Genomic DNA, 17,378 nt, shown 5'->3' with positions numbered 1-17,378 from the left:
AACCACAGGAGCACACCATGGCAATCGATGTATATCTGCAGATAGACGGCATCAAGGGCGAGTCCACGGATGACAAGCACAAGGACTGGATCGAGTGCAAATCGGTCAGCTGGAGCGTCGAGCAGCCGAAGTCCGCCACCGCGTCGACGGGCGGCGGCCACACGGCCGAACGCTGCGAGCACAAGGACATCGTCATTTCCAAGCTGGCCGACCTGGCCTCGCCGGTGCTGCTGCAGACCTGCTCGGCCGGCAAGACCATCCCCAAGGCGCGCTTCGAATTCATGCGCGCCGACGGCCAGGGCGAGCGCGTCAAGTACTTTGAAATCGAAATCGAGAATGTGCTGATCGGCGCCGTCACGCCGAACGTGGAAGAGGGCGACATCCTCGGTGAACACGTCGGCTTCAAGTTCTCGAAGGTGAAGTGGAAATACACGCAGCAAAAAGTGACGGGCGGCGCCGGCGGCAATACCTCGGGCGGCTGGGACCTGGCCGCGAACCGCGTGGCTTGATCCATCCTCGCGCGGCGCGCGGCGGCCACCTGCGCCCGCGCCGCGCCGACTTTTCAGGAGAGCGCATGGACAGTTATGTACCTGGCCTGTTCGACCGCCTGATGGGCGACGGCGGCGCGGCGGCGGGCGGCGTGGCGCCGCGCCTGTCGCTGGAACAATTGAAGGATGCGGTGGCGCGCGACCTGGAAGAGCTGCTCAATACGCGCGTGGCCCTGCCGCCCGGCGCGCTCGACGCCTATCCGGAATGTGCGGCCTCCATCGTCAACTATGGCTTGATCGATTTCGCCGGCATGTGTTTGTCGAGCAGCGACGACCGCGCCCGCATCTGCGCCGCGCTGAAGGCCGCCATCGAACGCCACGAGCCGCGCCTGCGCAATGTGCGCGCCCGCCTGGAACGGGACGCGGGCGCCATCAACCGGGTCGGCTTCGTCATCAGCGGCACCCTGGCCGTGAGGTCCGGTGGCGAGACGGTCAATTTCGACGCCGTGCTGCAGCCGTCGTCGCTGCGCTATTCGATCAACCGCAAGGGAGCCGCCGCATGAACAATAACTTGAAAACCCTGATCGCCAAACTGAATGACACGGCGCGCACGGCCGCCACCCGCGCCGCCGCCATCTGCGTGGGACTGGGCCAGTATGAAGTCGATATCGAACACCTGTTCCTGGCGCTGCTGGAGCAGGAGCGCAGCGATTTCGTCACCATCGCGCGGCGCAGCGAGATCAGCCTGACGGCGCTGGAGGCGGACCTGCGCCGCGAGATCGGCGGCTTCCGCACGGGCAGCGCGCGCACGCCCGTGTTTTCGCCCCACTTGCCGCTGCTGTTCGAACACGCCTGGCTGATCGCCTCGCTGGACACGGCGCAGCCAGGCCCCATCCGCAGCCGCCATCTGCTGTTGGCGCTGCTGACGGAACCGGAACTGTCGCAGCTCGCCTACCGCGGCTCGAAGCTGTTCGCCCGCTTCAGCGTGGAGCAATTGAAGCACCATCCGGACAAGCTGACGGCCGGCTCCGGCGAGGAGGAAAGCGCTGGCGTGCCGCGGCTTTCCGACACCGGCGACGATCCTGTTGTTAGCCTGGCCAGCAAAACCCCGGCGCTGGACCAGTTCACCACCGACCTGACGCAGCTGGCGCGCGATGGCAAGCTCGATCCCGTGATCGGCCGCGAGGCGGAGATACGCCAGGCCGTCGACATCCTGCTGCGCCGGCGCCAGAACAATCCTATTTTGACGGGCGAGGCGGGCGTGGGCAAGACGGCCGTGGTGGAAGGCCTGGCCTTGCGCATCGCCGCCGGCGACGTGCCCGAGGTGCTGCAGGGCGCGCGCATCCACGCGCTCGACATGGGCTTGCTGCAGGCCGGCGCCAGCGTGAAGGGAGAATTCGAAAGCCGTTTAAAGAATGTCATCGACGAGGTGACGAAAAGCCCGCACCCCGTCATCCTCTTCATCGACGAGGCGCATACGATGATCGGCGCCGGCGGCCAGGCGGGGCAGAACGATGCGGCCAATCTGCTCAAGCCGGCGCTGGCGCGCGGCGCCCTGCGCACCATCGCCGCCACCACCTGGAGCGAGTACAAGAAGTATTTTGAAAAGGATGCGGCGCTGGCGCGGCGCTTCCAGGTGGTGAAGGTGGAAGAGCCCAGCGAAGACATCGCCTGCGCCATGCTGCGCGCCATGGCGCCGCTGATGGAGCGCCATTTCGGCATCCGCGTGCGCGACGCCGCCATCGTCGAGGCGGTGCGCCTGTCGCACCGCTACATCAGCGGGCGCCAGTTGCCCGACAAGGCCATCGGCGTGCTCGATACGGCGTGCGCCAAGGTGGCGCTGGGCCAGCGCGCCACGCCGGCGCAGCTGGAAAACGTGCACCGGCGCCAGGAACGCGTCGGCGCGGAAATCGCCGCCCTGGCCCGCGAGGTGGCCGATGGCGAAGTGCCCGATAAAGCCGGCGCCGCGCGCCTGGCGCAGCTGCGGCGCGAGCATGATGAAGGGCAGGCGGCGGTCGCGGCGCTGGCGCAGCGCTGGGAGCGCGAAAAGGCGCTGGTGGCGCAGATCGGCGAGCTGCGCGCGCAGCTGCGCGGCGAGCGGCCGGGCGAGATCGGCGCGGCGCGCCTGCTGGCGCTGAAGGATGAGCTGGCGGCCCTGCAGGGCGACGCGCCGCTGTCGCCGCTGGAAGTCGATGCGCAGGTGGTGGCCGGCATCGTCGCCGCCTGGACCGGCATCCCGCTGGGGAAAATGCTCAAGGACGACATCCGCACGGTGCTGACCCTGGACGGCGCGCTGCGCGAACGGGTGCTGGGACAGGACCACGTCATCGAGGCGGTGGCGCAGCGCGTGCGCACGGCGCGCGCCAGCCTGGACGACCCGGACAAGCCGCAAGCCGTGTTCCTGTTCACGGGGCCGTCCGGCACGGGCAAGACGGAAACGGCGCTGGCGCTGGCCGACCTGCTGTATGGCGGCGAGCGCAAGCTCATCAGCATCAACATGAGCGAGTACCAGGAAGCGCACAGCGTGGCCGGCCTGAAAGGCTCGCCGCCCGGCTATGTCGGCTATGGCGAAGGCGGCGTGCTGACGGAAGGCGTGCGGCGACAGCCCTACAGCGTGGTGCTGCTCGATGAAGCGGAAAAGGCCCATCCCGACGTGCTGGAACTGTTCTTCCAGGTGTTCGACAAGGGCGTGCTCGATGATGCGGAAGGGCGCGAAGTCGATTTTCGCAACACCATCATCATCGCCACCTCGAACCTGGGTTCGGGCGCGATGATGGCCGCTTGCCTGAACCGGGCGTCACAGGACTTGCCCACGCCGGCCGCGCTGGAAGAACTGGTGCGACCGCAACTGGTGGCGCACTTCAAGCCGGCCTTGCTGGGGCGCCTGAAGGTGCTGCCCTTCTATCCCCTGAACGACGCGGTGCTGGCCGAGATCATCGCCCTGAAGCTGGCGCGCATCGGCGCGCGCATCGCGCGCAACCACCAGGCGCAGTTCAGCCATGACGCGGGCCTGGTCGACGCCGTGCTGGCGCGCTGCACCGAGGTCGATTCGGGCGCGCGCAACGTCGACCAGATCCTCAACGGCAGCCTGCTGCCGGCGATCGCCGAAGCGGTGCTGGCGCGCATGGCCGCGGGCGAGCCGGTCGCGTCGATACGCGTCAGCGCGAACAAGCAGGGGCAGTTCAAGTACACGATCCGATAATCCACCTTCCGGAGAGCGCCATGTTCAATCTGGAGCAGTTGCTGCACCCCGTCAGCGCCGTCAGTCCCTGCGGCGACGACCTCACCTTCAGCCAGGAGCTCGACGCCATCGCGCGAGCGCGCCAGCACGACGACCCGAGCCTGGACCAGGGCGAGTGGGTGACGGCGCTGAAGGAAGCCGACTGGCCCTTCGTGGCGACGCGCTGCGAACAGCTGATCGCGGCGCGCAGCAAGGATTTGCGCATGGCCGTGTGGCTGGCCGAGGCGCACGCGAAGACGCGCCATTTCCGTGGCCTGGGCGATGGCTACGCGTTGCTGGCCGGCCTGTGCGAACGTTACTGGGATGGCCTGTATCCGCCGGCGGAAGAGGGCGACCAGGAACAGCGCATCGGCAATGTCTTCTGGCTGCTGTCGCGCACGCCGCAACTGCTGCGCGAGATCCCGCTGACCGAAGGCGCCGACGGCCTGTATGCGCTGCAGGATTTCGATGCGGCGCGCCAGCGCGCGGCCGCCAGCGTAGCGCAGGGCGCGGCCGATCAGGGCTGGGGCGACGCGCGCCACGACGAAGCGGCAACCCTGGCGCAGATGGAGGCGGCGCGGCAAAGGAACACGCGCGCCTTTTCCGACGGCTTGCTGGCCGATGCGCAGTACTGCATGCAGTCGCTGCTGGCGTTCGAGCGCAGCGTCGATGCGCGTTTCGGCGCCGACGGTCCGAGTTTCCGCGCCGCGCGCGAAGCGCTGGAAAACGCCATTCATTTCATCGCGCCGCTGTCGCCTGGCGCGGATTTTATCGGTGCCCCGGCCGCCGCCGGCCAGGCCGCCGGCGAGGGCGGCGGCGCCATCGTGCAGCGCCAGCAGGCGCTGGCCCAGCTGCGCCAGGTGGCCGATTTCTTCCGCCGCACGGAGCCGCACAGCCCCGTCGCCTACCTGGCCGAGAAGGCCGCCAGCTGGGGCGAACTGCCGCTGCACCTGTGGCTGCGCGCCGTCGTGAAGGATGCCAATACCCTGGCGCAGCTCGATGACATGCTGGGCACGAACAGTGCAAACGGGTGATGGCGCTGACCCCTTCCATGCTACTCTTCGGGCATGTCCAGAATGCTCATCTTGCCTGCCGCGCTATGCCTGTTCATCGCCGCCAGCGCGCGGGCCGGCACCGCGGTGCCGCTGGTGATTTACGGCGACGACGACTATCCGCCGTACTCCTACGTTGAAAACGGCCAGCTGAAAGGCATTTATACGGAGATCGTGCGCGAAGCGGCGCAATCGATGCCGCAGTATGCGGTGCAGCTGCGTCCCGTGCCCTGGAAACGGGGCTTGCTGATGCTGCAGACGGGCGAGGCGTTTGCCCTGTATCCGCCGTATTCCTGGCGCAGCGAGCGGCCGTATGTGCGCTATTCCGTGCCGCTGCTGATGGAGCAGCTGGTGGTGCTGTGCAACCAGGACGTGCTGGCCAGGCGCAAGCTGCGGCAATGGCCCGCCGATTACGGCGGCCTGCACATCGGCGTGAACGCCGGTTTCCTGCCGGGCGACGCGGGATTGATGGCGTCCCTGCGCGCTGAAAAAATCGTGCTCGATCCTGCCAAGGGCACGCGCACGAATTTGCTCAAGCTGATGCGCGGACGCATCGATTGCTATGTCAGCGACCGCCTGTCGGCGCAGTGGGAATTGCAGCGCATCCGGCGCGAGGGGCCGCCGGGCACGCCGATGCAGGCAATCGAGGAAACGGCGCAGCTGGCCAGCCAGCAAGGCCACCTGGGTTTTACGGCGCAACGGCCTGCCGCCTATCCCTATCGCGATGACTTTATCGCACAATTCAATGCGGCCATCGTGCGCATGCAAAATAGCGGCGCGATCCGCCGCATCGTCGACCGGGCATTGCAACCCTGACGTTGCCACCCTGATTCACCCGATGGAGAAGACCATGAAAAAATTGCTGTTTCTGAGTGTGCTCGTGCTGGCCGGCTGCGTGGGCCGCCCCGACAATATTGTGCCTGTCGGTCACTTCGACACGACCCGCTATCTGGGCACATGGTATGAGATCGCGCGCCTCGACCATTCGTTCGAGCGGGGCCTGAGCCAGGTGACGGCCGATTACAGCCTGCGCCAGGATGGCGGCCTGAAAGTGCTCAACCGCGGCTACAAGGATGCGGATGCGAAGTGGAAGGAAGCGGAAGGCAAGGCGTATTTCGTGGACAAGAAAGACGTGGGCTACCTGAAAGTGTCGTTTTTCGGCCCCTTCTATGGTTCCTACATCGTCTTCGACCTCGACCAGCAAAATTACAGCTATTCCATGATCAGCGGCCCCGACAAGTCGTACTTCTGGCTGTTGTCGCGCACGCCCACCATGGACCCTGCCTTGCAGCAGCGCCTGATCGAGAAAGCCGGCGGCCTGGGTTTTGACACGTCAAAATTGATCTATGTGAAGCAAAACTGACCTTGCTTGCCTGCCGTCCGTTCGTGGCGGCATAGCGCCTTCTGGTTGTTGCTTTTCTGCATGTTATTTCTTGCAATACCACTCTGATTCACTCACAATCTGCTCCAAAGTAGTGCGCTGCGGCGCGCTGCCATTCCGGTGGCGACGTTCGCGTTGCGCCGCCGCTCGTGATTGCCGCACGGCAGATGCCTGCTATATTGGTACGTAGCAGTAGGTCGGTTTCGTGGCGTCTGTGCATCGTTTTCTTCAGATAGGAATCACGCAATGAAAAACCTCAAAATCGGCGTACGTCTCGGTGGCGGTTTTGCCGCCGTCCTGTTCCTGTTGACCAGCCTGACCGTGGTGGGCATCGTGCAGATGCAAAGCGCCAGCAAGGAAACCGATGCGCTCGTCAACGTCAAGGTGCGCAATGAGCGCCTGATCGCCGAGTGGACCAAGGTCATCGAGGTCAACGCGGCGCGCACGGCGGCCGCCTGGAAAGTCAGCGATCCCGAACACCAGAAGCAGTTTGAACAGGAAATGGCGGTCTCGTCTGCACGCGCCACGGAAATCCAGAACGATATCGGCAAGAGCGAGCTGAACACGGACGAGCAGGCGCTGTACCAGGAAGTATTGAGCACGCGCAAGGCCTACACGGAAGTACGCAAGAATGTGTTCAAGGCCAAGAATGCGGGCGACCTGGAACTGGGCAAGCGCCTGTACGAAGGCGACATGGCCGTCAAGCGCGACATCTATCTGGCGTCGCTGAAGAAGCTGGAATTGCTGGAAGCCAAATTGCTCGATGAAACGGCCGCGCAAATCCGTTCGCGCTACGAAAATGGCCGCATGCTGCTGATCTCGCTGGGCGTGGTGGCCATCTTGCTGGGCATCGCCTGCGCCTACTGGATCACGCGCTCGATCACGCGTCCCATCACGCGTGCCGTCGAGGTGGCGGAAGCCGTTTCCGCTGGCGACCTGACCAGCCATATCGTCGTGGAAAGCCGCGACGAGACGGGGCAATTGATGCATGCGCTGAAAAACATGAACGATAAACTGGTGAGTATCGTGGGCCAGGTGCGCGCCGGCACCGAGTCCATCAGTACGGCGTCGAGCGAAATTGCCGCCGGTAACCTGGACTTGTCGTCACGCACGGAAGAGCAGGCCAGCTCGCTGGAAGAGACGGCGTCGTCCATGGAAGAGCTGACCTCCACCGTGAAACTCAACGCGGACAATGCGCGCAGCGCCAACCAGCTGGCCATCGACGCCTCGCAGATCGCCAGCAAGGGCGGCGTGGTGGTGTCGGAAGTGGTCAGCACCATGGGCTCGATCAACGATTCCTCGCGCAAGATTGTCGACATCATCAGCGTCATCGACGCCATCGCCTTCCAGACGAATATCCTGGCCCTGAACGCGGCCGTGGAAGCGGCCAGGGCCGGTGAACAGGGCCGCGGCTTTGCCGTCGTGGCTTCCGAAGTGCGCAACCTGGCGCAGCGCTCCAGCGCGGCGGCCAAGGAAATCAAGGGCTTGATCGACGATTCCGTGCAAAAGGTCGAGGCCGGTTCGCAACTGGTGGACAAGGCGGGCCGCACCATGGACGAGATCGTGCAAAGCATCAGTCACGTGACGCAGATCATGAACCAGATCACCGACGCCAGCGATGAACAGCGCGCCGGCATCGAACAAGTCAACCAGGCCATCGGCCAGATGGACCAGGTGACGCAGCAAAACGCGGCCCTGGTGGAAGAAGCGGCCGCGGCGGCCGAATCCATGCAGGAACAGGCGGCCAGGCTGGCCGAGGTCGTGGGCGTGTTCAAGCTCGATGCCACGCAGCAATATGCTGCCGCCCGTAGCAGCCCGTCCGTGACGGCGCCTGCGCCAGTAGCGGCTGCCACGCGAGCCGCTACGCAACCCGCCACGCAGCCCGCCATGCGACGCGCGCCAGCATCCCGCGCGCCAGCACCCGCCGTGACCGCGACCTCGCCGGACAAGGCGGCGCAAGCGGACGCGGTGCGCGCACGCACGCCGAAGACGCCGGTGGCCTCGGGCGCCGACGAATGGGAAGAGTTTTAAGCACGGATTCTTAAGCGCAGATTCCCCCTTGGCATGGCGCGGGCGCTACAATCGCGGCTTGAAGACAGCCGCGAACGCGCTCCGCCATGACCACCCGCCGTACCTCCAGCCCTAGCTCAAATCATCCCGCCAGCCATCCCGCCAGCCCTGGCGCTGCATCGTCTTCCCTGGCTGAACCGGCCAAACGCGCGCGCTGCCCAGCCTGCCTGCGCGCCGTCTCCAGCTGCATCTGCCGCTGGATCGCCCCCGTTTCCCACGCGGTGGAAGTGCTGATCCTGCAGCATCCGCTGGAAGTGCACAATGCCAAGGGCAGTGCCCGCCTTCTGCACCTGAGCCTGCCGAACAGCCGCATGCTGACGGGCGAGCAGTTTGCCCCCGATACGCTCGCCGAATTGCTGGCCGACAAGCACAACGTGTTGCTGTACCCGGATACGCCCGGCGACCGTTCGCTGGGCATCGCCCCGCCGCCAGCGCTCGACCCAGCCAGCTTGCTCGATCTTGCCCGCGTGCGGCTGGTGGTGCTGGACGCCACCTGGCGCAAGAGCCGCAAGATGCTGTATCTGAATCCCCCGTTGCAACAGCTGCCGCGCCTGCCCCTGCGCGACACGCCCGCTTCCCATTACCTGATCCGCAAGGCGCATGCGCCAGACCAGTTATCGACCCTGGAAGCGACGTGCTATGCCCTGATGCAGTTGGAGCAGGACGCGGCCCGCTTCGTTCCCCTGATCGCGGCATTTGACGGCTTTGTCGCACAGCAGTTGAGTTATGTCATGCCGCACGGTGAAAAAGCTTGAAACGGCATCACGCCAGCCCTTGATCTTGCCCGCACAGCGGCATAGTATACTGTACGTATATACAGTTGATGGGGCCGTTCATGAAAGCAATCATTCCAGAGCACGATGACAGCTTCGCCGGGCAAGCCATGTTGCCGCCGCAATCGCTGAAAGCCCACAAGGGCCGCGGCGCCGTGTCGAACCTGCAAGGGCGCTACGAGGTGCACGCGCGCGGCGGTTTCGATGATGGCTGGGGCGTGGGCGGCCTGGATGAGGCGACCGGGGAGGCGGGGCCTCCCACCTGGAAGACGCAGGTCAGTGACGAACAGGCGCGCACCATTCTCACGCGCAACGCTTCGCCCGACTTGCCGTTCAATGTTTCCTTGAATCCGTATCGGGGTTGCGAACACGGCTGCATTTATTGCTTTGCCCGCCCCACGCACAGCTATCTGGGCCTGTCGCCGGGCCTGGACTTCGAAAGCCGCATCTATGCCAAGGTGAACGCCCCCGAACTCTTGCGCCGCGAACTGGCCAAGCCCTCCTATGTGCCCGAACCGATCGCCCTGGGCGTGAACACGGATGCGTATCAGCCGTGCGAGCGCGAACGGCAACTGACGCGGCGCGTGCTGGAAGTGCTGCACGAGTGCGACCACCCTGTGGCGCTGATCACGAAATCGTCGCTGATCGAGCGCGATATCGACATTCTGGCACCGATGGCGGCCAGGCGTCTGGCCGCCGTGGCCGTCACTGTCACCACGCTCGACCCGGCCATCGCGCGCACCCTGGAGCCGCGCGCGGCCGCTCCGGCGCGGCGGCTGCGCACCATCCGCACCCTGACGGAGGCGGGCATCCCCGTGGGCGTGAGCATCGCGCCCATCATCCCGTTCGTGACGGAACCGGAAATCGAGCAGCTGCTCGAAGCCGTGCGCGACGCGGGCGCCATCCACGCCCATTACGTGGTGCTGCGCCTGCCGTGGGAAGTGAGCCCGCTGTTCCAGCAATGGCTGGAAGCGCACTTCCCGGAACGTGCCCAGCGCGTGATGAACCGGGTGCGCGAAATGCGCGGAGGCAAGGATTACGACAGCGCGTTCGGTACGCGCATGCGGGGCGAGGGTGTGTGGGCTGACCTCATCCGCCAGCGCTTTGAAAAGGCCGTGCACCGGCTGGGCTTGCACGGCAAGGGCGGCCGCTTCAAGCAGCTCGATTGCACGCAGTTCAGCCGGCCGCTGGTGGTGCCGCCGCTGGGCGCAAAAGTAAAAAAAGGCGATGCGGGGCAGCTGGATTTGTTTTAGCGCAAGCAGTGCGGGGCGCGGGCTTGTGTGTTGACAAGGGCACGCGCAAGGGCATGCGTACTGCGCGAAACAGGCGGACTTGGTGGCGAGTCGCATCGCCGTCCTGCGTCCATCGGGGGGGATGCCGGCAGGGGGAGCGGGCGACGAGAAACTCATCGCCCGCAGGCATGCCGGGCTTAGCCGGAACGGCTCGATCTTGCTGGCTTGATCAGCAAACGGTGGCGTTGCAAGCCATCAGGCAGAGTTGCTGTGCGGTGCCGCTCAAGGCGCCGCAAGCCGCTTTGCACAGGGTGCAGGTAATGCCGGAAGGGGCGACACCCTGGCTGATGGCGGAGATGCTGGGGCTGCGTTGTACGGCTTTGGCTTGCAATGGCAGATTGTTCATTTTAAAACTCCTTGTGGTGGCGCCGCCGCGGGCAACGGCAATGGGTGTGCGTACCGAAGTACGGTGCTGATCGTTTCCCGCCAACGACCGTATGCTGAAGCGCGTGCACGCATCGCTGCGCCCACGAGCCCCGACAATTCAAATGCTGTTGACGTCAGCGTTGCGACCAGTAGCGCACTGCGCCGACGCTGACCGGTATCACATCGCTGACGTCGACGGCGAAACGGGCGACCGTGTTGGCTACCTGCAGGTTTTCCGGGTTGAAGAAGGTCATGATGATGTCGTAGCACTCGGAGCCCGGGCGGCACACGGGGCTCTGTTGCACGACGATGGTATCGAGCTGCATGCCCGTGGTCTTGGCCAGCATTTCCGCCGCTTGCATGGCATTTGTGGCCGAGAAGTTGAGCGCGCGGTCCATGCCCGTGACGCCCAGGTTGCGGAAGTCGTAATAGATGCGGTTCAGGAAGTTTTCCAGGCGCGCGCCCGTGTTGTTGCTGTTGATGTCCAGGCTGTCCTGCACCGCCATCAGGCTGTCGATCAGCTGCGGCACATTCCAGCTGAACATGCCCCGGATGGCCGGCTGGATCACGGGAACGACCTGGCCGGACATCAGCCTGGCGGCGCCCGAGATTACGCCGGGAAACGAATTCATGACGACCAGGCCATCGATGGTGCCGACATAGGCCTCGAACAGCAGTTCATAGGTCATGTCGGCATACGGACCGACGGGGACGACCGCGTAGATCGGCGTGGCGTCCAGGTTGACGGTCCAGGTCAGCGATTGGCGGAAATATGGCTTTGCGCGCAGGAATTCGATCAATTGCTGCGGATCGCTCGGATTGTCCCTGCCTGGTGGCATGGCCTGGACGAAGGAATCGCGGCGCGCTTCGCTGCCGAAGTCGACGCCCAGGTTGCCCAGCGCATACACCAGGGTCGGGCCCTTGGCGCTGCCGCCGCAGCCGCAATCGGAGGCATCGATGCCGGAAGCGGCGATGCCTTGCCGCGTCGCGCCGGAAGGGCCCGCAAGGTTGGCCAGGGAGGGGGTTTCCAGCATGGGAATGCTGAGCGGATGCGCCTGCGCGGAAGTGTCGGCATTGGCTGGGCTCGCTTCAATCACAGTATCGTCTGACATTTCAATTTTCCCTTTTAATAATAGTTGAGTGGCGCCCGGCACATTCAATGTCCCAGTCAGGAGGCGGCGACAGTCCAGCTCGCCATTGGTGTTGCAACGCGTTGCGCTTTGCAGCAATGCGCTGCAAACTCCACGAGGGTCAGGACGATCCCCATGTTGGTGTTGCCGGCATAGCAGCAAGGCTGCGATGGCCGAGACGATCGGGGTGGCAAAGCTGGTGCCGCTGCTGAGCCGCACGCGCCCTGCGGGAGCGGCGCCGAGGATGTCGGTACCGGGCGCCATGATGCCGCGCGCGCGATAGGCTTCGCCCCAGTTGCTGTTGGGCATGGGCGCGCCTTGCCGGTCCAGTGCGCCGACGACCAGCGTGTATTTGATGGAGGCGGGGATGTGCAGGCAATCGCAGCCGTCATTGCCCGCCGCGGCGATCAGCAGGACGTTGCGTTCATGGCACAGCTGTATGGCTTTTTGCAGCAGGCCATCGGCGGCGCCGCTGTCGGACAGTTCGCCGCCGCTGACATTGATGATGTGCGCGCCGTGTTCGACGGCCTGGGTGATGGCGCGGGCCAGGTCGAGTTGCGTGCATTGCGTCAGTGCGCCGTCGGCGCGGTCGGCAAAGATGGGCAGGATCAAGCCCCGACAATGGGGAGCCAGGCCCGTGACGGGACTGCCCGGCTGGCCAAAGATGATGCTGGCGACATGGGTGCCGTGTTGCGATGCCCGGCCGCTGCCGCTGGCACCCGTGGCGAGCGTGTCGAGCAGTTGCAGCCTGGCGCCGGCAAAGCAAGGGTGGCTGGTATCGACGGGACCGTCGAGCACGGCGATGCAGATGTCGGCACAGCCGGTGTTGCCATCTTGCAAGGCAGCCAGGCCGGGCAGCAAGCCATGATTGGCCAGGCTGTCGTGGGTGGTGGATACTTCCATGGTCGTCGGCACGCGGTGCTCCTTGCTGGGTCCTGGAGGGTGGGCGGCGCACCGCTTGAGGTGCTCCGCCCGCCTGCTGCGGCGCCTGCTGCTCCAGCGCCGATAGCATGATCTTTAGCAAGGGGCGTGCCAGAAGGCCAAGTGCTTGATTTTCAAGGGATGGGGCGGATTTGTATTGTCGTGCTGCAATAATGTTGGCGGATATCGTCCACCCTTGTTGAGCGGGATGGACGAAAACGGCAGGTGGCAAGGACGGGGAGGGGGCGCCCGGGACACGGTATGGCGTGACGCGGGCGCGTGCGGCGGTTCAGCTATCCTTGCTGTAGCAGGCGCGGCTGGGCCGCAGGCGCATGCGCACGAGGGACACCAGGAAGCTGAAGCCTGCCTGGTTCGGATCGATGACCGGCACATAGGTGTGCAGCGCATCCTCCAGCAGCGCGCTGACGCGCGCGGCGACGCCGACAAATCCGGTGCAGCCCAGCAGGATGGACTGGGCGCCGTCTTCCTGCACGGCCAGCATGGCGGCCTTGAAGGTTTTTTCGACCACCGTGTCCAGCTTGCCGAGGTCGGCGACGGGACAGTCGATGGAGCGGATGGAGGCGAAGCTGTCCTGCAAGCCGTAGGCCTGCATGTGGCCCTGCTGCATGGCGAGCGTGCTGGGCAGTATCGTCATGATCGACAGGCGCTGGCTGAGGGCCAGCGCGGTAAAGGCGGCGGGCGGGAAGCCACCGAGGATGGGGATGTCGATCACTTCGCGCGCTGCTTCCACGCCGCACATGTCGAAGTCGCTGAGCCAGATGCCGTCATAGCCTTCGCGTTCGATTTCCCTGGCCAGCTGTACCACCGGATAGCCGTTTTGCAGCCAGTCGACGCGGTATTCGATGCAGTCGTTCCCAGTAGAAATATTGCGCACGGACACTTCGACATCGGGCGGCATCACGGGCTCGATGGCGTCCAGCAGGCGCTGGTTGTAGATGGACGTGGCCACCGGCGCCACGATGCAGATGCGCAGGGGCTTCATGCGGCGCTCCCTGCCGCTGCGCCGGCGTTGCCCGTGAGCGGCACGTAGGGGCCCAGGTAGCCGATGGCGTTGATCAGTTGCATGAAGCTGTCGAGTATCAGGCCGTCCCGTTCCCGCAATGCCGGATGGGCTTGCAGGCCCAGCAGCGTCACCTTGCGCTGCATCAAGGCCGGGTTGAGCGTGCCGTCCGGCAGCAGCAAGTCGCCATTCGAATACACGGCCTGGCCATCGCCCTCGACAAAGTAACTGATGGTGTCGGGCGCCATGCAGAGGGGCGTGCTGCGGCTGCTGTCCCAGGCCAGCAGCGATTCGTTCTGGTACAGGACCGTGCAAAGCCGCTCACCCGCGCGGATGGTGATCTTGCCCAGGTCGAAGCCATTGCGCGAGTCGACTTCGGCGGCGACGAACGTGCCCTGTGGAAACAATGGCCAGGCGCGCATGTCGCATTGCCGCGCAAGATAATCGACCAGTTCTTCCGCGCTGCGCAAGCGTCCTGCCTGCAGTTCGCGACCCAGGCGCAGGGCGCGTCCCAGGGTGCCGCGCACGGGCAGCGCCCGGGCCAGCTCCGCCGGCGCCATGATCCACATGGCCAGGCCGCCGAACTGCTTGAAATCGGCCTGCGAGACGATGGGGCGCATCATCTGGTCGATGATCGTTGCCACGTCTTGCTGGTGGGCATGGGCGCCGTTCACGCCCTGGCTGGGCTGGACGTCGAGTTCCACGCGCAGCCCCGTCTGGCTGACGAGGAAGGCGGGGCGCGGATTGACGTGCGCGGCCGCATACGTCAGCTGGGGCAGCGAGGGAACGGCGCGGCCGGCCCCGTCGGCGTCGATCACGGCCAGGCCCAGGCGGGCGGCGACCAGGCAGGCGACGAGAAACCCCAGCGCGCCGCTCTCGGGCGGCGCCAGGTAGGCCAAGGTGCGATTTTCCAGCGCCAGGCGCTCCCTGACGGCGAGCACGGCATCGACGGGACCCTGCGGAAAATGGGCGCCATTGATCGCCACGGGCGAACCCAGGTAAGCCACCATGACCGTTTCGCCAGCGGTGGCTTCGTCGACGCCGACCACGCGCACCTGGGCGTCCGGATAATAATCGCCGGCGTGGAACTGGGCCAGCAGGCTGCGCGCGGAAGCGAGCGTGCCGCCGCCGCCGCTGCCGAAGAAGCAGGCGCCCAGCAACAGCGATTCAAGGTCATCGTGGTTCAGCACATAGCTCATGTTGCGGGTCCTCAGGTTGGCATGGCATGGAAATGGTTTGCGCCAGGACGGCCTGCAACTGCAGCGCCTGGGCAAACCGGGGAAAAGCCGTGTCGCGTTCCACGCCGCGCAAGGCGCGCGTGAGGTGATCGAGTGCTTCGTGCCGGCGGCCGCGCTGCAGCAGCAGTTGCGCCAGGCGGGTCGCCACCAGCAGGCTGCCGGCCGCGGCGCCCAGCGCCTTGGCGGTCGACAGCGCACTGCCCAGTTCGCGTTCCGCGTTGTCCAGGTCGCCCACCGCGATCCACGTCCGGGCATGCATGTCGAGCAATTCGACCAGGTAGGCCCGTTCGCCATGTTCCAGCGCCAGTTCGATGGCGCCGTGCAGCAATTGCCGGGCTTGCGATGGCTGGCCTGCCGACAGCAGCAGTTCGCCCCGCTTCCAGGCCTGGAATGAATGGAAGAGCATGCCGCCTTCGCACAGCATGTATTGCTGGTAGCCGTCGGCGATGCGCTGTTCGGTCTGCGCATGGATGTTGCCTGTTGCCAATGCGCAAGCATGGAATATCTGGCCTACCCCCAGGTAGAATTGATAGCCGTATTCGCTGGCGACGGTTTGCAGGTCCGCCGCCAGGCTTGCCAGCCGGACCCAGTCCTCGAACATGCAGGCCAGCCATGCGGCGCCTTGCAGCGCGATGGCGCGATGGAAGGGGTGCGGGTTGTCGGCGCCGCCGCGCAACGCCAGGTGTTCCATCACCGCGCGCGCGCGGCGGAAGGCGCCGCTCTGGAAGCAGGACAGGCCTTCGAACGTGCTCGACAGCGCGGCGATGTCCAGGCCCTGTCCGCCCGTGTCGGCCGCTGCCGCGCCGCACAGCAGGTGCCCGCGCGCCAGGCAGGCCAGCGTCTCGCGGTAGTCGCCGAGCCAGAACAGCGTGTTGGCCAGGGCCAGGTGGGCCTGCGACAGCAAATCCGTGTCGCCTATCGCTTGCGCCCGCTGCAGCATGTCTTGCGCCGTTGCCCGCGCCGCCACCAGGTCCAGCGCCATCAGTTGCGAACTCCAGATGCCGAACCGCAGGGCGGTGATTTCCACCTCGTCGCCCAGCGCCGCCGCTTCCTGCAATGCCTGCTGGTAGCAGGCGAGCGCTTCGGCGCTTTGCCAGCCGCTGATGCCGCGGTGCGAAATCGCCAGCCAGCGGTGCAGGTCGCAGCTCAGGCGGCGCGCGGTGCAGGGATGCGCATCGGCGGCCAGCAAGGTGAGGCCGCGGCGCAACACTTCGATGGCCTCCTTGAAGCGGGCCGCCTCGATCAGCGCGCGTCCCTCCAGCAGGCAGACGCGGGCGAAATTGCTGCGCTCCTCGTCGCCATGCACGCGGCGTTCGATGACCTTGCGGTTGATGCCCAGGTGGCGGGCCGCGGTCGTCTTGTTGCCATCGGCAAGGCGCATCGCATAGTCGATCAGCAATTGTTCCGCGGCCGCCAGCTTGTCGTCTCCGTCCAGCCGCATGAGGGCTTCCGCCAGCAGCGTGTGATCGGCGTCCTGCGGCTTGCCCGCCGACAGGAAGGCTTCCAGGCTGTGGGCATCGATCAGCGCCGATTCGGCCAGTATCGACAGCCGCTCCACCAGGTTGCGCAGTTCGCGGATATGCCCGGGCCAGGCATGCCGGCCCAGGCGTTCCATGGCGGTGGCGGTAAAGCGGATGGGGCGCTTTTGCTGCCCGGCAAAGTGCGCGGCGAGGGCGGCGACGTCGCCGCGGCGCTGGTCCAGGCCCGGCACGTCGAGTTTCAATACCGCCAGCCGGTAATACAAGTCTTCGCGGAAACGGCCCGCCTGCACCATCGCGGCCAGGTCGCAATGGGTGGCGGCCACGATGCGGCCGTTGAACGGCTGCGTATCGCCACCGCCCAGCGGCCGGAAACAGCGCGATTCGAGCACGCGCAGCAGCTTGCTCTGTACCGCCAGCGGCAATTCGCCGATTTCATCGAGAAACAGCGTGCCTTGTCCCGCCTGGGCGAAAAAACCGGCGCGGCTGCTCAGCGCTCCCGTAAACGCCCCCTTGGTATGGCCGAAGAGTTCGGCGTCGATCAGGTGTTCCGGCAGGGCGCCGCAGTTGAGATCGACAAAGGGCGCGCCGGGATCGCCGCTTTGCCGGTGCACGAGCTGGGCGATGATTTCCTTGCCGGAACCGGTGGGACCGCTGATGAGCACCGTGCAGCGGGTCGGCGCCACGGCGTCGACCATGCGCAGCAGGCGCTGGAAGATGGGGGAGCTGCCAATGACGTTCAGCCCGCCCCCGAGGCTGGCGCGGTGCAGGGGGGCTTGCACAGGAGCAATGGTGCCCGTCCCGGGCAGAACGTAATGCGGCTGCCTGCCATGCTGTTGCAGCATAGACCTGTCGGACATGGTCGTCTCGCTCCGATGAATTCGCTCCGATCGTGCAGGGCCATCATTTTTGTTTTGCCCCGCTGCCTCCTGACGCGTGCCATTGCCC

General features: G+C 65.7%; 14 protein-coding genes. 9 read left to right on the top strand and 5 right to left on the bottom strand.

Annotated features, from left to right (window positions below; genetic code table 11):
• Positions 1-17 precede the first annotated feature (17 nt).
• The 9 genes from VPH40_RS08300 (at position 18) to VPH40_RS08260 (ending at position 10,237) form a co-directional block, all read left to right on the top strand.
• Positions 18-509 (top strand): Hcp family type VI secretion system effector, encoded by a 492-nt coding sequence (locus VPH40_RS08300; RefSeq protein ID WP_034750126.1) that lies wholly within the window; start codon positions 18-20, stop codon positions 507-509.
• Between the two features lie 65 nt (positions 510-574).
• Entirely contained in the window at positions 575-1,051 is a 477-nt protein-coding gene (gene tssE, locus VPH40_RS08295) for a type VI secretion system baseplate subunit TssE (protein WP_328573177.1), read from the top strand.
• On the top strand, positions 1,048-3,690 hold the full coding sequence (gene tssH / locus VPH40_RS08290) for a type VI secretion system ATPase TssH (protein ID WP_328573176.1): 2,643 nt from the start codon (positions 1,048-1,050) through the stop codon (positions 3,688-3,690). The genes tssE and tssH overlap by 4 nt, the downstream gene beginning before the upstream one ends.
• Positions 3,691-3,710: 20 nt before the next feature.
• Positions 3,711-4,742 (top strand): type VI secretion system protein TssA, encoded by a 1,032-nt coding sequence (tssA, locus tag VPH40_RS08285; RefSeq protein ID WP_099667126.1) that lies wholly within the window; start codon positions 3,711-3,713, stop codon positions 4,740-4,742.
• Positions 4,743-4,775: 33 nt separating this feature from the next.
• Positions 4,776-5,576 (top strand): substrate-binding periplasmic protein, encoded by an 801-nt coding sequence (locus tag VPH40_RS08280; protein WP_328573175.1) that lies wholly within the window; start codon positions 4,776-4,778, stop codon positions 5,574-5,576.
• Between the two features lie 34 nt (positions 5,577-5,610).
• The gene (locus VPH40_RS08275) at positions 5,611-6,123 is read left to right on the top strand and encodes a lipocalin family protein (RefSeq protein ID WP_328573174.1); all 513 of its coding nucleotides are present in this window, start codon (positions 5,611-5,613) and stop codon (positions 6,121-6,123) included.
• Positions 6,124-6,387: 264 nt separating this feature from the next.
• Positions 6,388-8,172, top strand: coding sequence for a methyl-accepting chemotaxis protein (locus tag VPH40_RS08270; RefSeq protein ID WP_289898477.1), 1,785 nt, complete (start codon positions 6,388-6,390; stop codon positions 8,170-8,172).
• Between the two features lie 86 nt (positions 8,173-8,258).
• Positions 8,259-8,966 carry a tRNA-uridine aminocarboxypropyltransferase gene (locus VPH40_RS08265; protein ID WP_328573173.1) on the top strand — a complete coding sequence of 236 codons (708 nt, stop codon included), beginning with the start codon at positions 8,259-8,261 and terminating at the stop codon, positions 8,964-8,966.
• 80 nt (positions 8,967-9,046) lie between these two features.
• Positions 9,047-10,237, top strand: coding sequence for a PA0069 family radical SAM protein (locus tag VPH40_RS08260; protein WP_442906625.1), 1,191 nt, complete (start codon positions 9,047-9,049; stop codon positions 10,235-10,237).
• Between the two features lie 208 nt (positions 10,238-10,445).
• Here VPH40_RS08260 and VPH40_RS08255 read toward each other — a convergent pair whose 3' ends face one another.
• From VPH40_RS08255 to VPH40_RS08235, 5 genes are all read right to left on the bottom strand, one after another.
• Entirely contained in the window at positions 10,446-10,622 is a 177-nt protein-coding gene (locus VPH40_RS08255; protein WP_158301208.1) for a hypothetical protein, read from the bottom strand.
• Between the two features lie 154 nt (positions 10,623-10,776).
• Entirely contained in the window at positions 10,777-12,687 is a 1,911-nt protein-coding gene (locus tag VPH40_RS08250; protein WP_328573172.1) for a S8 family serine peptidase, read from the bottom strand.
• A 295-nt stretch (positions 12,688-12,982) separates the two neighbouring features.
• A complete protein-coding gene (locus VPH40_RS08245; protein WP_328573171.1) occupies positions 12,983-13,696 on the bottom strand; it encodes an aspartate/glutamate racemase family protein in 714 nt (237 codons plus the stop codon).
• Positions 13,693-14,913, bottom strand: a complete 1,221-nt coding sequence (locus tag VPH40_RS08240) for a DUF917 domain-containing protein (protein ID WP_328573170.1) — start codon at positions 14,911-14,913, stop codon at positions 13,693-13,695. Before VPH40_RS08240 ends, VPH40_RS08245 begins: the two co-directional genes overlap by 4 nt.
• A complete protein-coding gene (locus VPH40_RS08235) occupies positions 14,888-17,290 on the bottom strand; it encodes a sigma 54-interacting transcriptional regulator (RefSeq protein WP_328573169.1) in 2,403 nt (800 codons plus the stop codon). Before VPH40_RS08235 ends, VPH40_RS08240 begins: the two co-directional genes overlap by 26 nt.
• Between the last annotated feature and the right edge of the window lie 88 nt (positions 17,291-17,378).

Origin of the sequence: Janthinobacterium sp. P210005 (assembly GCF_036231865.1) — a bacterium.
Classification (GTDB): Bacteria; Pseudomonadota; Gammaproteobacteria; order Burkholderiales; family Burkholderiaceae_D; genus Janthinobacterium; species Janthinobacterium kumbetense.
This window is presented reverse-complemented; position numbering and strand designations above follow the sequence as displayed.

Excerpts from the sequence above, each read along its gene's own strand:
- VPH40_RS08255 (WP_158301208.1), bottom strand. The coding sequence starts at position 10,622 with ATGAACAATCTGCCATTGCAAGCCAAAGCCGTACAACGCAGCCCCAGC.
- tssA (WP_099667126.1), top strand. The coding sequence starts at position 3,711 with ATGTTCAATCTGGAGCAGTTGCTGCACCCCGTCAGCGCCGTCAGTCCC.
- VPH40_RS08275 (WP_328573174.1), top strand. The coding sequence starts at position 5,611 with ATGAAAAAATTGCTGTTTCTGAGTGTGCTCGTGCTGGCCGGCTGCGTG.
- tssE (WP_328573177.1), top strand. The coding sequence starts at position 575 with ATGGACAGTTATGTACCTGGCCTGTTCGACCGCCTGATGGGCGACGGC.
- VPH40_RS08235 (WP_328573169.1), bottom strand. The coding sequence starts at position 17,290 with ATGTCCGACAGGTCTATGCTGCAACAGCATGGCAGGCAGCCGCATTAC.
- VPH40_RS08270 (WP_289898477.1), top strand. The coding sequence starts at position 6,388 with ATGAAAAACCTCAAAATCGGCGTACGTCTCGGTGGCGGTTTTGCCGCC.
- tssH (WP_328573176.1), top strand. The coding sequence starts at position 1,048 with ATGAACAATAACTTGAAAACCCTGATCGCCAAACTGAATGACACGGCG.
- VPH40_RS08265 (WP_328573173.1), top strand. The coding sequence starts at position 8,259 with ATGACCACCCGCCGTACCTCCAGCCCTAGCTCAAATCATCCCGCCAGC.
- VPH40_RS08240 (WP_328573170.1), bottom strand. The coding sequence starts at position 14,913 with ATGAGCTATGTGCTGAACCACGATGACCTTGAATCGCTGTTGCTGGGC.
- VPH40_RS08260 (WP_442906625.1), top strand. The coding sequence starts at position 9,047 with ATGAAAGCAATCATTCCAGAGCACGATGACAGCTTCGCCGGGCAAGCC.
- VPH40_RS08280 (WP_328573175.1), top strand. The coding sequence starts at position 4,776 with ATGTCCAGAATGCTCATCTTGCCTGCCGCGCTATGCCTGTTCATCGCC.
- VPH40_RS08300 (WP_034750126.1), top strand. The coding sequence starts at position 18 with ATGGCAATCGATGTATATCTGCAGATAGACGGCATCAAGGGCGAGTCC.
- VPH40_RS08245 (WP_328573171.1), bottom strand. The coding sequence starts at position 13,696 with ATGAAGCCCCTGCGCATCTGCATCGTGGCGCCGGTGGCCACGTCCATC.